Source organism: Streptomyces umbrinus (genome assembly GCF_030817415.1).
In the GTDB taxonomy this organism is placed as follows: Bacteria; Actinomycetota; Actinomycetes; order Streptomycetales; family Streptomycetaceae; genus Streptomyces; species Streptomyces umbrinus_A.
In genome coordinates this window covers 8,474,999-8,489,035 of sequence record NZ_JAUSZI010000002.1, presented here as the reverse complement: position 1 = coordinate 8,489,035, position 14,037 = coordinate 8,474,999, and the positions used below count along the sequence as shown (strand labels likewise).

The 14,037-nt window shown below is 70.8% G+C and carries 12 protein-coding genes, 1 pseudogene and 1 riboswitch; of the genes and pseudogenes, 7 read left to right on the top strand and 6 right to left on the bottom strand.

Translation table 11 applies throughout. The features are described 5' to 3' along the window. Positions 1-8: 8 nt before the first annotated feature. From QF035_RS37475 to QF035_RS37460, 4 genes are all read right to left on the bottom strand, one after another. Positions 9-1,022: a C40 family peptidase gene (locus QF035_RS37475; RefSeq protein WP_307525363.1), complete on the bottom strand. Its 1,014-nt coding sequence runs from the start codon at positions 1,020-1,022 to the stop codon at positions 9-11. A gap of 239 nt (positions 1,023-1,261) precedes the next feature. Then, complete coding sequence (locus tag QF035_RS37470; protein WP_307525361.1) at positions 1,262-2,293, bottom strand: C40 family peptidase; 1,032 nt, start codon at positions 2,291-2,293, stop codon at positions 1,262-1,264. A gap of 376 nt (positions 2,294-2,669) precedes the next feature. Then, entirely contained in the window at positions 2,670-4,022 is a 1,353-nt protein-coding gene (locus QF035_RS37465) for an NYN domain-containing protein (RefSeq protein WP_307525359.1), read from the bottom strand. Between the two features lie 35 nt (positions 4,023-4,057). Further along, positions 4,058-4,297, bottom strand: a complete 240-nt coding sequence (locus QF035_RS37460; protein ID WP_055615920.1) for a hypothetical protein — start codon at positions 4,295-4,297, stop codon at positions 4,058-4,060. A 156-nt stretch (positions 4,298-4,453) separates the two neighbouring features. Between QF035_RS37460 and QF035_RS37455 the strand changes: the two are divergent. From QF035_RS37455 to QF035_RS37425, 7 genes and pseudogenes are all read left to right on the top strand, one after another. Further along, a pseudogene (locus tag QF035_RS37455) lies at positions 4,454-5,195 on the top strand (rhomboid family intramembrane serine protease). Further along, a complete protein-coding gene (locus QF035_RS37450) occupies positions 5,192-5,473 on the top strand; it encodes an Lrp/AsnC family transcriptional regulator (protein ID WP_055615922.1) in 282 nt (93 codons plus the stop codon). The pseudogene QF035_RS37455 and the gene QF035_RS37450 overlap by 4 nt, the downstream one beginning before the upstream one ends. A 147-nt stretch (positions 5,474-5,620) precedes the next feature. Continuing rightward, complete coding sequence (locus tag QF035_RS37445) at positions 5,621-5,884, top strand: small secreted hydrophilic protein (protein ID WP_307525355.1); 264 nt, start codon at positions 5,621-5,623, stop codon at positions 5,882-5,884. A gap of 16 nt (positions 5,885-5,900) precedes the next feature. After that, entirely contained in the window at positions 5,901-7,379 is a 1,479-nt protein-coding gene (locus QF035_RS37440) for a sensor histidine kinase (RefSeq protein WP_307531725.1), read from the top strand. 56 nt (positions 7,380-7,435) lie between these two features. Then, positions 7,436-8,098 (top strand): response regulator transcription factor, encoded by a 663-nt coding sequence (locus QF035_RS37435; RefSeq protein WP_269654581.1) that lies wholly within the window; start codon positions 7,436-7,438, stop codon positions 8,096-8,098. Positions 8,099-8,242: 144 nt separating this feature from the next. Continuing rightward, complete coding sequence (locus QF035_RS37430; protein WP_307525353.1) at positions 8,243-9,697, top strand: SLC13 family permease; 1,455 nt, start codon at positions 8,243-8,245, stop codon at positions 9,695-9,697. 43 nt (positions 9,698-9,740) lie between these two features. Continuing rightward, positions 9,741-10,931, top strand: a complete 1,191-nt coding sequence (locus tag QF035_RS37425) for a glycerate kinase family protein (protein ID WP_307525352.1) — start codon at positions 9,741-9,743, stop codon at positions 10,929-10,931. Positions 10,932-10,964: 33 nt separating this feature from the next. On the opposite strand, the gene QF035_RS37420 is transcribed toward QF035_RS37425, so the two are convergent. Continuing rightward, positions 10,965-12,347 (bottom strand): aminotransferase class V-fold PLP-dependent enzyme, encoded by a 1,383-nt coding sequence (locus tag QF035_RS37420; RefSeq protein ID WP_307525350.1) that lies wholly within the window; start codon positions 12,345-12,347, stop codon positions 10,965-10,967. Positions 12,348-12,509: 162 nt separating this feature from the next. Beyond that, positions 12,510-12,626, bottom strand: a riboswitch (SAM riboswitch). A 204-nt stretch (positions 12,627-12,830) separates the two neighbouring features. Further along, positions 12,831-13,895, bottom strand: coding sequence for an anthranilate phosphoribosyltransferase (trpD, locus tag QF035_RS37415; RefSeq protein WP_307525348.1), 1,065 nt, complete (start codon positions 13,893-13,895; stop codon positions 12,831-12,833). Positions 13,896-14,037: the final 142 nt, after the last annotated feature.

The window sequence follows — 14,037 nt, the reverse complement described above, 5'->3', positions numbered from 1 at the left end:
CCGTGGGGTCAGGGGCGCGTCACGGTGTTGACGGGCATCATGCCCACCGGGTCGTAGCGCACCGGGGCGCCCGGGTAGGGCGCGTGGATCACCTGGCCGTTGCCCACGTACATCCCGACATGGCTGGCGTCGCCCCGGTAAGTGACAATGTCGCCGGGCTGCGCCTGGGAGAGCGGCACCGACCGTCCGGTGTGCGCCTGGGCCTGCGAGGTGCGCGGCAGACCGACACCGGCCTGCGCGTACGACCACTGGGTGAGGCCGGAGCAGTCGAACCCGGAGGGTCCGTTGGCGCCCCAGACGTACGGGCGGCCGACGGCCGAGCGGGCAGCGGCGACGGCGGCGGCCGCGCGGCCGGAGGACGGGACAGCACCGGTCAGGTCGGGGACTCGGCCGCCCGAGCGGGAGGCCCGGTCGTAGGCGGCTCGGTCGGCGCCCGGCATGGCGTTGAGCAACTGCCGTGCCTTGGACAGCTTCTGCTCGACGGTGCGCTTGTGCCGGGCGACCGCCTTGCGGCTCCTGTCCAGTTCGCCGAGCTTGCGGGTCGCCTCCTCGCGCTCCTGGGAGAGATCACGCATGGCGCCCTGCAGTTCCTTGAGTTCCCCGGCCTGCCGGGAGGTGATCCGGTCGAGCACGGCCGCTTTGTCGAGGTACTCGTCGGGGTCGTCGGAGAACATCAGCGCCAGCGAGGGATCGAGACCGCCGGAGCGGTACTGGGCCCCGGCGAGCGAACCCAGCGCGTCCCGCATGGTGTTGATGCGGTCCTGCTGTCTGGCCATCCGGTCCTGCGCCCTGTCCACCTGGTCGCGCAGTGTGTCCGTGCGCTCGTCGGCCTTGTTGTACGACTCGGTGGCGTGCTCGGCCTCCTCGTACAGCCGGTCCACCTCGGCGCGGGTGTCGTCCTGCGGCGCGGCGCCGGCCGGCAGGACGCCGAGGGCCGCGGCCGCGGCGGTCAGTACGCACAGGGTGGCGCCTCGGGCGCCCCGGTCGAAGCCGGACGGTACAAGGCGGCGATGGGACCCCACAGGAAGCCGCACTCCCTTCCGCTGACGTGCCCCCGGAGTTGGGGGAAACGCGGCAGACAGTAGCCGTGCGACTACGCGGTGGCCAAAGACCCATACGGGTACACAACGTGACGCCCCGCCTCAGACGCAGGTCATCAGCGGGGCGTGGGGTCAGCGGGAGTTACGGGAATTCGCCCGTTCGGGCGGCGTGGCGATCAACTTCCCGGCGGGCCCGGAGAGGTTCCGGGCCCGAGGGGGGATCAGACCCGGACGCCGAACTGGAAGGTGCCGATCGTGCTCATCGACTCGAGGCGGACGACGGCACCCGGCTTCGGGGCGTGCACGATGACGCCGTTGCCCGCGTACAGACCGACGTGGCCGAGGCTGTTGAAGAAGACCAGGTCGCCGGGCTTGAGCTGATCGCGGCCGATCTTCACGCCGTCGTTCTGCTGCGTGTAGGTGGTCCGGGTTATCGACACACCGGCCTGGCCGTACGCCCACTGCGTCAGACCCGAGCAGTCGTACGAGTTGGGGCCGCTGCCACCGGAGACGTACGGCTTGCCCATCTGGGTCTTGGCGGCGGCGAGGGCGGCGGCGCCGCGCTCGGAGGCGGGCACCTCGTTGCCGAGCTCGATGCGGTCCCCGGCGTCCCGGCTGGCACGCGTGTCCGCGGCGGTCAGGGCCGCCTGCTCCTTGGCGGTCAGGGTGTTGAGGAGCTTGCGCGCGTCGGCGAGCTTGGTCTGGACTTCCTTCTTCTTCTGACCCAGGGTCTTGCGGGTCTCGGAGAGGTCCTTGAGCTTGCCGGCGGCTTCCTGACGCTGCTGGGCGAGGGTCCGCTGCTTCTCCTGGACCTTCTTCAGCGCCTCGACCTGCTGAGCGCTCAGCTGGTCGATCGTGGACGCCTTGTCGAGGTAGTCGTCCGGGTCGGAGGAGAGGAAGAGCTGGACGGAGGGATCGATCGCGCCCGTGCGGTACTGGGAGCTGGCCATCAGACCGAGGCTGTCGCGCATGGTGTTGAGCTCGTCCTGGCCTCGCGCGACCTGGTCCTGGATGGTGTCGATCTCTTTTTCGAGCTTTTCCTGCTTCTCCTCGGCCCCGTTGGCCTTGTCGGTGGCGCGCTCCACCTCTTCGTAGAGCTTGTCGACCTTGGCCTTGACCTCGGCCTTGCCCGGCTTCTCGCTGGGCGCGGCGTTGGCCGCCTGCGAACTGAGGGCCACGGCTGCAGCGGCGGCGGTGGTGAGCACGGTCACGCGGGTGCGGCTCGGCTGCTTCGGTCGACGGTGGGACGCCACGGAGGCGAGCTCCTTCATTACCTCAGCCGCCCACCGAGAACACCGGTTGGCGGTGCCCCTCCACCGTCACTCCCAATGAGTGATCACCCGAGTAGAGGTTCGACGCCCGACCCTAGTGATGTTCTTGTGATCAGTTCAAATCCTCCTCGGAAAAATCTCGGTCACCGACCGCATTCTTTGCACTCAACTCACATGCAGTAACGCTCGCTTGACGCTACGTTGCGTGAAGGTTTCGCCAATTCGGGCAAGCTGCACATGTGTTGCACTTGGGGCGCCTGTTACGTAGGTGACGTACACCATCAGAAGGTCGGCCCCGCGAAATTCCCTTGCGCGCCTGCTTGAAACCCACTCGCCCGGCCGCCCGAGCCCCGCTCGCTCAGCCGCGCGAGAACCGCTTCAGGAGCACCGCGGAGGCCACCGGGCGCGCTCCCGCCTTCGCCACCCCGTCGGCCACCTCGCGGTCGGTCGAGACGACGATGACGGGCCGCCCGGGCGGCTCGGCGCGCACGAGCTGGCGGATCAACTCGTCGGCGGTGACGCCGGGTTTGGAGAAGAGCACCCGCACCCCGCGCGGCGGAGCGAGCAGCACCGGAGCGGCCAGCTCGGCCCCGTCGAAGACACAGGTGACCTCGGCGCCGGTCTGCGCGGCGAGCTGCGAGAGCTGCCCGAGGAGCCGCAGCCGCTGCTTCTCCAGCGGCATCTGCGGATAGCCGGTCTTGGTGACGTTGTAGCCGTCGACGACCAGATGCGCCTGCGGCAGCGCGAGCAACTGGTCGAGGATCGCGGGATCGTTTTCGGACAGCGCACGGGCCGCGATGTCTTTTGGTGTCATCCGTCCCGGTTCGACCGCGTCCACGGTCTCCGCGGGCCGCACCGACACCGGCGGCAGGGCGAGTTCGCGCCGCAGCCCCTGTGCCGCGTCGAGCACGGTGTCAAGCAGCAGCCGTACGCGCATGTCCTCGACACTGCGCCCCTCGCGGGCCGCGCGGCGGGTGGCCTCCAGAGTGGCCTCGACCTCGCTCAGCCGCGCCTTGAGCCGCCGGGTCTCACTCTCGGCGGCGGACACGTGGGCCTGCCCCTCGCCGCGGACGGACTCCATCTCACCCCGCAGCTTGCGCAGGGCCGCCTCGCCGCGCTTGACGTCACTGAGGGCCCCGCGCAGCTTGCGGTGAAGCGATTCGGCTTCCTTCTTCGCCGACTCCAGCTCCGTCCGCAGCCGCTCCGTCTCGGTGCGGGTCTGGCCGCGCGCCTCGGCGAGCTCCTCACGAAGCCGGTCCAGCTCGGCGCGAGTCTCCTCGTCGGCGCGCTCGGCGTCCGCCCGCAGGGCCTCCTCGCCCGCGGCGGTCACCAGCTTCACCCAGCCCGGGGGACGCAGCACATAGGCCGCGGCCGCCACGTCCAGCGGGTCCGCGGCCGGGGGCGGCGAGCCGGAGTCGAGGGCGCCGGTCAGCTCCGACTGGGCCTCTCTGAGCTTCTCGGCGATGCGCTGTCTGAAAAGCGGGTCCGTCTCCAGGGCCGCCGCCATCGCGTTGCCCGCGAACTTGGCACGGCGATTGGGGGCGAACCGGGCGTACTGCCGCAGCTGTACGGGCAGTTCGGCCACGGTCAGGCCGCCGAAACCGTCCGAGACGATCTGTACGACCCTGCGGCGCACGCCGTCGGGCAGCGGACGGTCGAGCACCTCGGCGGCGCCGTCGTCCGGCTCCCCGCCCGTGGTGGTCTCCACCATCCTTCACCCCATCGTCCGTGCGGGGCCCGCTCCTGTCAGGAGCCGGCGCCCGGCCTGTCCACCAGTTCCACCTGATCCACCGCGTTGCACCAGCGACAGCGCACCGACTCGATGGTCTCACTGACCACCTCGCGCTCCTCGATCTTCGGTTCCCCGGCCAGGTCCAGATGCACGTACTCGACGACCTTCGACGAACGCGTCACGTCGAATCGCGTGAGGTTGCCGCAGAGCGTGCAGCGCCACCGGGTCTCGGCGGTCGGCAGGGGTACCGTCATCGTTGCAGTCGCTCACTTTCCTGAGTCCTCATGCCGCACCAGGTTCCCTGGAGCGTGTGGCTCGTAACCCTAAGGCCTGGCGGGTACTCGACGCCCGTCCACCGGGAGCGGCGAGGCGCTCTGTGCGCTTCGGTCCCGTTACGTCATGCTCTGTTCATGATCGGCAACTGGGGTAGGCCCGTCGACAGGGCAGTCAGGGCGGTCCGGGGCCAGTCCGCTCCGGTGACCTACGGACTGATCGCCCTGTGCTGCCTGGTCTTCGTGATCGGGCCGGGCTCGGGCCTCAGTCCCGCGTACGGCACCGGCGACGAGCTCCTTTCCGCGCAGCGGGCCTATTTCGAACGCTGGGGCGTGGTGCCCGTCGAACTGTTCGAGGGGACACCGCGGGCCGCCGTCACTCCGGCCACCGCCCTCTTCGTGCACGGCAGCTGGCTGCATCTGCTGGGGAACATGCTCTTCCTCTATGTCTTCGGGGCGATGGCCGAGGAGAGGATGGGCCACTTCGCGTTCGCCCTCTTCTATCTGGGCTGTGGCTACCTCGCCCTGTTCGGCTACGCGGCCGCCCACTCCGACTCCGCGCAGACGTTGGTCGGCGCGTCCGGGGCGATCTCCGCGGTCCTCGGTGCGTTCCTCTACCTGTTCCCCAAAGCCCGGGTGACCAGTCTCTTTCCGTTCCTCTTCTTCCTCCCGCTGCGGTTTCCGGCCTGGGTGGTCCTGCCCTTCTGGGTCTCCCTCCAGTGGATGGCGGCGAGCCGTGCGACCCAGGGGCCCCGCGGTGGCGTATCTGGCGCATTTGCTGGGGTTCTCGGCGGGGTTCCTCTACGCGTGGGTCCGCTATGGCCGTACGACTAGAGTGAAATCCCCAGCGACGGCCACCGAGGGAGAAAACCAGCCGTGATCACCGCGATCGTGCTCATCAAGACCAGCGTGGACCGGATCCCTGAGATCGCGGAGTCGATCGCCGCGCTGGACTCCGTCAGTGAGGTGTTCTCCGTGACCGGCACGTATGACTTGATCGCCATGGTCCGGGTGAAGGCGCATGACGATCTGGCGGATGTGATTCCCGGGATGATCAGCAAGATTCCGGGGGTGGAGGGGACGGATACGCATGTGGCGTTCCGTACGTACTCTCAGCATGATCTTGAGGCTGCGTTTGCGATTGGGCTCGACAACTAGGTCGGGTCGTGGCGGGTGTGTGCCGGGTGCGGGTCCGTTGTGGCTGGTCGCGCAGTTCCCCGCGCCCCTGACGGGGCCCGGCCCGGATGAAGAGTTCTTCATCCGGCGCTCATCCGGGGGCACCGGTGAGGCCCGCAGCATCGGGCCATGGTTTTCTCTCATCGGATGGCGGCTCTTGCCGCTGTGGTGGTGATTCCTCTGGGGATCGCTGCTACCAGTTACGCCCTGACCGACAGTCCGGAGTCTCCGAAGGTTCCGCCCAAGGTGGAGCTGGAGAGTGGGTCGCCCTCTGCGACGCCCACGTCGGCCGCCTCTCCCACGCCGACTCCGACGCCGAGTGACGAGGTCGTGTCGCGGCCTCCGGTGAGTGACGACGATGACGATGACGACGGACCCGGGGACGACGGCTGAGCCCGTACCCGAACCCATGTCCGATCCCGCTCTCGATCCCGTTCCCGTGCGTCGGCGGATCTCGGCCCGGGTCCGCATCCTGCTCTGGCTGCTGCTCGTGATGGCCGTCGCCCTCGCCGCCGTGGCCACGACCACCCGTTCGATCCTCCTGCGGGACGTCGACTCCCGCGTCAGCGGTCTGCTCGCCCAGGAGGCGGGCGAGTTCGCGAACTTCGAGGAGCGGGGGGTGGACCCCGCGACCGGAGAGCCGTTCACCGAGCCGGGGCGGCTGCTCAAGGTCTTCCTGGAGCGGCAGTACGCCGATCCGGACGAGGAGCTGATGGGGCTGCTCGCGGGAGGCCCGGACGCGGCCCCGGCCAAGCTCGTCCAGGACCGTGAGATCCCCGCGGGACTGCCCCTGCACGAGGACGAGGACGGCCGCCGGCAGATCTTCGAGTCCTCCGAGTCCACCGGCACACTGCACCGCGCCGCCGGGGACGTCCGGTGGGCCAAGGTCGCCATCGCCCGCTCCGGCGGTGAACCGGAGGCCGCCTTCGTGGTCGCCTTCCATCCGGGGCGCGAGCACGACCGCGTGGACGAGGTGTTCCGCATCCTGCTCGCCATCTCCGGGGTCGCGCTGCTGATGACGACGGGGATCGGCTGGGTGGTGGCCGGGCGGATCCTCAAGCCGGTACGTCTGGTGCGTACCGCCGCCGCCCAGCTCACCGAGCAGGACCTCACCCGGCGCATCCCGGTCCGCGGCCACGACGACATCGCCGCGCTCGCAGAGACCTTCAACGCGATGCTCGACCGGCTGGAACGCGCCTTCGCGGCCCAGCGCGAGTTCGTCGACGACGCGGGCCATGAGCTGCGCACCCCGATCACCATCGTGCGCGGCCATCTGGAACTGATGGGCGACGATCCGGCCGAGCGCGAGGAGACCGTCCGGCTGGTCACCGACGAGCTCGACCGGATGAGCCGCATCGTCGAGGACCTGCTGCTGCTCGCCAAGGCCGAGCGCCCCGACTTCGTCACCCCCGAGCCGGTGCAGCTCGCCGAGCTCACCGCCGACGTCTTCGTCAAGGCCCGCACCCTCGGCGACCGCCACTGGGAACTGGCCGAAGTCGCCGACGGGGAAGCCCAGTTGGACCCTCAGCGCATCACCCAGGCGATGGTCCAGTTGGCCCAGAACGCCGTGCAGCACACCGTCCCCGGCCAGTCGATCCGTATCGGCTCGCGCGTCACCGGCGGCCGCATCGAGTTGTACGTCGCCGACTCGGGCCCCGGTGTGCAGCCGCAGGACGCCGAGGTGATCTTCGAGCGGTTCCGGCGCGGCACCTCCCGGCGCGGCACCCGGGGCAGCGGCGCGGGCCTCGGCCTGTCGATCGTGCGGGCCATCGCGGAGGGGCACCGGGGCGGGAAGGTCGGGCTGCGGCAGACCCCGGGCGGCGGGGCCACCTTCGTCGTCGTGCTCGACTCCGTGCCGGACCAGCCCCTTGAGACGGACCGCTCATGAACACCCGAACATGAGCACCCGCACATGAACACCCGTACCGGAAAGGCCCGTTGGACATGAAGCGCATCCTGATCGTCGAGGACGAGGAGCGCATCGCCTCCTTCGTCGAGAAGGGGCTGCGCGCGGGCGGCTTCACCACGACCGTCGTCGCGGACGGCGACTCGGCCTACGAGTACGCGCTGACCGGCGGCTTCGACCTGGTGATCCTGGACATCGGGCTGCCCGGCCGGGACGGGTTCACCGTGCTGCGCGAACTGCGCGAGGCCCGGGTGACGGTCCCGGTGATCGTGCTGACCGCCCGGGACTCCGTACGCGACGCGGTGGCGGGTCTGGAGGGCGGCGCCGACGACTGGATGACCAAGCCGTTCCGCTTCGAGGAACTCCTCGCGCGGGTGCGGCTGCGGTTGCGTACGGCGGCGGGGGTTCCTGAGGTCACCGTGCTGCGCGGGGGTGACCTCACGCTGGATCTGCGTACGCGGCGGGCTCGGGCGGGCGAGCGGGTGGTTGACCTGACGGCCCGTGAGTTCGTGTTGCTGGAGCTGTTTCTGCGGCATCCCGGGCAGGTTCTGTCGCGTGAGCAGATCCTGTCGCATGTGTGGGGGTACGACTTCGATCCCGGGTCCAACATCGTTGATGTGTACGTGCGTTCGCTTCGGAAGAAGCTTGGGGCTGAGCGGGTGGAGACTGTGCGAGGTATGGGGTATCGGCTCCCCGTGTGAGTGTTCCGCTGGGTCGGTTGTCTGATGGCTGCGGGTGCGTTGTGGCTGATCGCGCGGTTCCCCGCGCCCCTTACGGGGCTCGTGTGAAGGTTCCCTCATGTGGGGCTCATTGGAGGCTCACCGCCCCGCTGAACTCTGAATGTCGTGAGTCTGAATCTTCGGCAAGCCGCCGCCCTCTGTGTGGCCCTGAGCCTCTGTGCCCTGCTGATCGTGCCCGGGAACTTTCCGGGGCTCGGTGGTGACGCGCGGCTGACGCTGGCCGTGTTCGCGCTGGCGACCTGTGCGTGGATCGGTACGCCCATCGACGACACGTACATCGCCCTGGGCGCGGGACTCGCGCTCACGGTGACCGGTGTGATCAGCAGCGAGACGCTCTTCGGCACGCTCGGGGACTCGACGGTCTGGCTGCTGATCTGCGCCTTCGTGCTGGCGGCCGCGGTGGCCCGGACGGGGCTCGCGGGGCGGGCGGCGGCCTTCCTGGTGGGCGGGGCGCGATGGGGGTCCCCCCGCTCGAGCGAAGCCGAGAGTGGGGGAGTCAGGCAGTTGGTGCATCTGACGACGGCCGCGCTGGTGGTGACGGCCTTCGCGGTGCCCGCGACCTCCGGACGGGCCGCGCTCGCGCTGCCGGTGTTCCTCGCGCTCGCCAAGGTGCTGGCCGACCGGAAGCGACTGGTCGTGATGCTGGCGCTGCTCTTTCCGACCGTGATCCTGCTGTCGGCGGTGGCGACCCTGATCGGTGCGGGTGCGCATCTGATCACGGTGTCGGTGCTGTGGGAGACGACCGGGGACCGTATCGACTTCACTCAGTGGCTGCTGCTCGGACTGCCGTTGGCCGTGGCGTCCTCCCATCTGGCCGCCGAGACCGTGCTGTTGACGACGACTCGGCGCGCGGACCGCCGAACTCCCGTACGGATCACGGCCGATGACATCCAGCAGCACAGCGAGCAGCCTGTCACCGGCCCCTGGTCGCCCGCCGAGTCGCGCTGCGCGCTGCTGCTCGCCACGGTGGTCGCGCTGTGGTGCAGCGAGCCCCTCCACCAGGTGTCCCCCGCGGTCGTCGCCCTGATCGGCGCGGTCGTCGCGGCCTCGCCCGCTCTCGGGACCGTGGGCCTGAAGGACGCTCTGAAGACCGTTCCCTGGTCGCTGCTCCTCTTCATGGCCGCGACGATGGCGATGGGCGTCGCGCTCGCGGACTCGGGGGCGGCGGGATGGCTGGTGTCCGGGCTGCCGGCCGGCGTGGACCCGTGGCTGTTCCTCGCGCTCGTCGTCGCGGTGAGCACGGCCGCCCATCTGGTCCTCCAGTCCCGCTCCGCCCGCTCCTCCGTCCTCGTGCCGCTGGTGGTCGCGGCGGCGGTGGGCGCGGGGGTCAATCCGGTCGCGGCCGCGCTGGCGTCCACCGCCGCGGCGGGCTTCTGCCACACGCTCCCGGCCTCGGCCAAGCCGGTCACGCTCTTCGCCGAGATACCCGGCACACCGACGTACACCCCGCGTGACCTGCTGCGCCTGTCCGCGGTCCTGGCCCCTCTGACGGCGACGCTCGTCCTGCTCTTCGCCCTCACCGTGTGGCCCCTGCTCGGCGTCCCGGTCCTGAAGCCCTGAAGCCCCACGCCGTCCTAGCCGCAAAGCCCTCAAGGAGCCCCTCATGCTGACCCGTTTCGCCGTCGCCCCCAGTGGCTTCAAGGAGTCCCTGTCCGCCCAGGCCGCCGCCGACGCCATCGCGGCGGGCGTACGCCGTGTCGTACCGGACGCCGAGGTCGACCTGATCCCCCTGGTGGACGGCGGCGAGGGGACGGCCCGGGCCCTGGCCTCGGCGACCGGGGGCCGGCTGGTCGCCCTGCCCGCCACCGGCCCGCTCGGCGAGCCCGTGGGCACCCACTTCGCGCTGCTCGGCACCGGATCCCGCACCGGATCCGGCCTCGGCTCCGCCGACACGGCCGTCGTGGAGATGGCCGCGGTGGCCGGCCTCTCCCTCGTCCCGCACGGCCTGCGCGATCCGGGCGCCACCACCACGTACGGCGTCGGCGAGCTGATCCGTGCCGCCCTCGACACGGGCGTACGCCGCATCCTCGTCGGCTGCGGCGACTCGGGTACGTCGGACGGGGGCGCCGGAGCCCTGCAGGCGCTCGGCGCCCGCCTCCTCGACGAGGACGGCTTCGCACTCCCCCAAGGCGGCCGGGAGTTGATCCGCCTGCACCACATCGACCCGAAGGGCCTCGACCCCCGCCTCGCCCACACGGAACTGCTGGTCGCCTGCAACCCGTACAACGTGCTGTGCGGCGAGCGCGGCGTCGCCCGCGTCTTCGGTCCGCAGAAGGGCGCGACCCCCGCGCAGGTCGAGGAGCTGTCCGCTGGCCTGGAGAACTGGGCGTACGTCCTCACCCGGGACCTCCCGGTCACCTGCGACCTGTACGGCGGCCCCGGTACGGGTGCCTCCGGCGGCCTGGGCGCGGGCCTCGCCGCGCTCGGCGCCCGCCTCCTCCCCCGCTTCGAGGTGCTCCTCGACCATCTCGACCTGGACGCCCGCCTCGCCCGCGCCGACCTGGTCCTCACCGCCGAGGGCGCCCTGGACCACCAGACCCCGCGCGGCAAGGTCCCGGCCGAGGTGGCCCGCCGCGCCAAACTGAACGGACGCCCGGTCCTCGCCCTGGCGGGCACCCTCGGCGAGGGCGCCCACACCGTCCCGGGCGTGGACGCCTTCACCGGCATCCTCCCCGCCCCGATGGCCCTCGCCGAAGCCCTCGTACGAGCCTCCGAACTCCTCACCGACGCGACCGAGCGCGCCCTGCGGATGATCCTGCTGGGGGCGGGGCTGCCACGAGGGGCGGGTGTGTGACCGCACGCGGCAGATGCACGGGGATCTCCCGGGTCACACCGCCGGGACGCAACGCCCTTCCACCGTGCGGTAGTTCCACTTCGCGCCGTCGCTCACGAGTTCCTTGACGGCTCGGACGAACCGCTCGACGTGCTCGTCGGGCGTGCCCGCGCCGAAGCTCACGCGGATCGCGTTGAGGGACTTCTCGCCGGGTGCCGCCTCGGGGGCACCGCACTCGCCCTGGGTCTGCGGGTCGGTGCCGAGGAGGGTGCGGACGAGCGGGTGCGCGCAGAACAGTCCGTCCCGCACCCCGATGCCGTATTCGGCGGAGAGCGCGGCGGCGAAGTGCGAGCTGTTCCAGCCCTCGACGACGAAGGAGATGACGCCGACGCGGGGCGCGTCGTCGCCGAAGAGGGAGAGGACGCGCACCTCGGGCACTTCGGCGAGACCGGTCCGGACGGTGTCGATCAGGTGCTGCTCCCTGGCGACCAGCGTGTCGAAGCCGGCCTCGGTGAGGGCCTTGCAGGCGGAGGCGATGGAGTAGGCGCCGATGACGTTGGGCGACCCGGCCTCGTGCCGTGCGGCGCTCTCGTGCCACTCGACGTCCACGCCGCCGTCCACCCGCCGTGAGACCTTCCGCGAGGCGCCCCCGCCCGCGAGGTACGGCTCGGCCGCGGTCAGCCAGTCGGCGCGTCCGGCGAGGACTCCCGACCCGAAGGGCGCGTACAGCTTGTGACCGGAGAAAGCGACCCAGTCGACGTCCAACTCCCGTACGGACACGGGGTGGTGGGGTGCGAGTTGGGCGGCGTCGAGCACGATCCGGGCGCCGTGTGCGTGGGCGGCGGCGGCCAGTTCCCGTACGGGCCACAGCTCGCCGGTGACGTTCGAGGCGCCCGTCACGCACACGAGCGCCGGCCCGTGGGGGTCCCGCTCGGCGAGCGCCCGCTCCAGCGTCGCGACGGCCTCGCCCGGGGTGCGCGGGGCGTTGAGGTAGGTGACGCGGGCGTCCCGCCACGGGAGCAGGGACGCGTGGTGCTCGGTCTCGAAGACGAAGACCTGGCAGTCGGCGGGGAGTGCGGCGGCGAGGAGGTTGAGCGAGTCGGTGGTGGACCGGGTGAAGACGACCTGGTCGCCGTCGCGGCAGTCGAGGAACTCCTCGACGGTCCTGCGGGCGTTCTCGAACAGGTCGGTGGACAGCTGGGAGAGGTACCCGGCCCCGCGGTGCACGCTCCCGTAGTACGGGGCGTACGCGGCCACGTCGTCCCACACCCGCTGGAGGGCCGGGGCGCTGGCGGCGTAGTCGAGCGCGGCGTAGGTGACCTCGCCACCGGTGACGAGCGGGACGGTGACGTCCCGCCCCAGAACGGGCAGGGACCCGGAGGTGTCACGGCAGACGCTCTGGTCGGCAGCAGTGGAGACAGCGGTGGAAACAGACATGGCGAACTCCTGTGAGGCAGGCGGGAACACCACGCGAGCGGGTACGGCTCGAGCGTGGGTGAAGGTGAAAAGGGGTGTGCGGAGGCGGGGCTCTACGCCCTATCGCATTCGCTTGCTCACAGAAGGCTCCCTCGGACGACCAGGACCCCTGGTGATGCGAGGGGTCCGCGCTTGCCGTAGACCTCACTGCCTACGGCCTGGTCTTCACCCGGGGCACCCCGCCACGGACGGAGGGTTGCCGGACAGTCGGCCGGGGCCTGATGACTGTCGCTCATGACCTGCCTGCATCTTGCCACACGATGATCCGACCGCAACCCCACTGTCCGCATCGCGGGACAGCGCGCCCCTTCTTGGGGGCGCGGGGAACTGCGCAATCTTTTGGCGGGGGTTCGGGGGCGGAGCCCCTGAGTAAGTGACGGGAATGGGTAGGGGCGGCGGGGGCGAAAAAAGCCCCCGCCCCCCGACACCAGCCGCAGCCGGGGCCTACGCGTTGGTCGCCGCCACCCACCGCTCCAGCGTGGCCTTCGCCGCCCCGGAGTCGATCGCCGCCGCCGCCTTCGCCATCCCCGCCCGGAGCTGGTCCGCGAGCGGCCCGTCCCCCGGCGACAGAGCCACCAGCGCAGCCGCCGAATTCAGCAGCACAGCGTCCCGCACAGGCCCGGTCTCCCCGTTCAGCAGCCGCAGGGCCACATCCGCGTTGTACGAGGCGTCAGCCCCCCGCAACGCCTCCACGGGCACCAGCTCGATCCCCACGTCACGCGGATCGAACGACTCCTCGCGCACCTTGCCGTCCCGCACGACCCACACCCGCGACGTGGCCGTCGTGGCCAGCTCGTCCAGCCCGTCGTCCCCGCGGAAGACGAGCGAGGAGTTGCCGCGCTCGGCGAACACCCCGGCCATGATCGGCGCCATCCGGGGATCGGCGCACCCGACGGCCTGCGCCTTCACCTTCGCCGGATTGGTCAGCGGGCCGAGCGCGTTGAAGACCGTACGGATCCCCAACTGCCCGCGCGCGGCACCCGCATGACGCATCGCGGGGTGGAACTTGGCCGCGAAGCAGAAGGTGATCCCGGCCGTCTCGGCGATCTGGGCCACGCGGTGCGTCGGCAGCTCCAGATTGACGCCGAGCTTCTCCAGCACGTCGGACGCCCCGGAGGCCGAGGAGGCCGCCCGGTTGCCGTGCTTGACGACCTTGGCGCCCGTACCGGCGATGACGATGGCCGACATGGTGGAGATGTTGACGGTCTTCGCCCCGTCGCCGCCCGTACCGACGATGTCGACGGTCTCCCCCGGCACCTCGATCACGTTCGCGTGCTCGTACATCGCCCGGACGAACCCGACGATCTCCTCGACGGTCTCGCCCTTGGCCCGCAGGGCCACCACGAACCCGGCGATCTGCGCGTCGGTCGCCTCGCCCCGCATGATCAGGTCCATCGCCCAGGCGGTGTCGGCGGCGCTCAGGTCACGTCCGTCCAGCAGGCCGTTCAGCAGGGCGGGCCAGGAACGGACCGCCGCGGTGTCGCCTCCGGCGGGGGTCACAGCGCTCATATGCCGCTCCTGGGTCGTCCGTCCCGCGTTGGGGACGCCTGTGGGATGTGAGATCTCGCCCGTAGCTCATGGCTCGTACGGGAACAGGTCCACCCTATCCAGCCCCGGGGACGGCAAAGAGCCCCGTCCGGGCAATGGACGG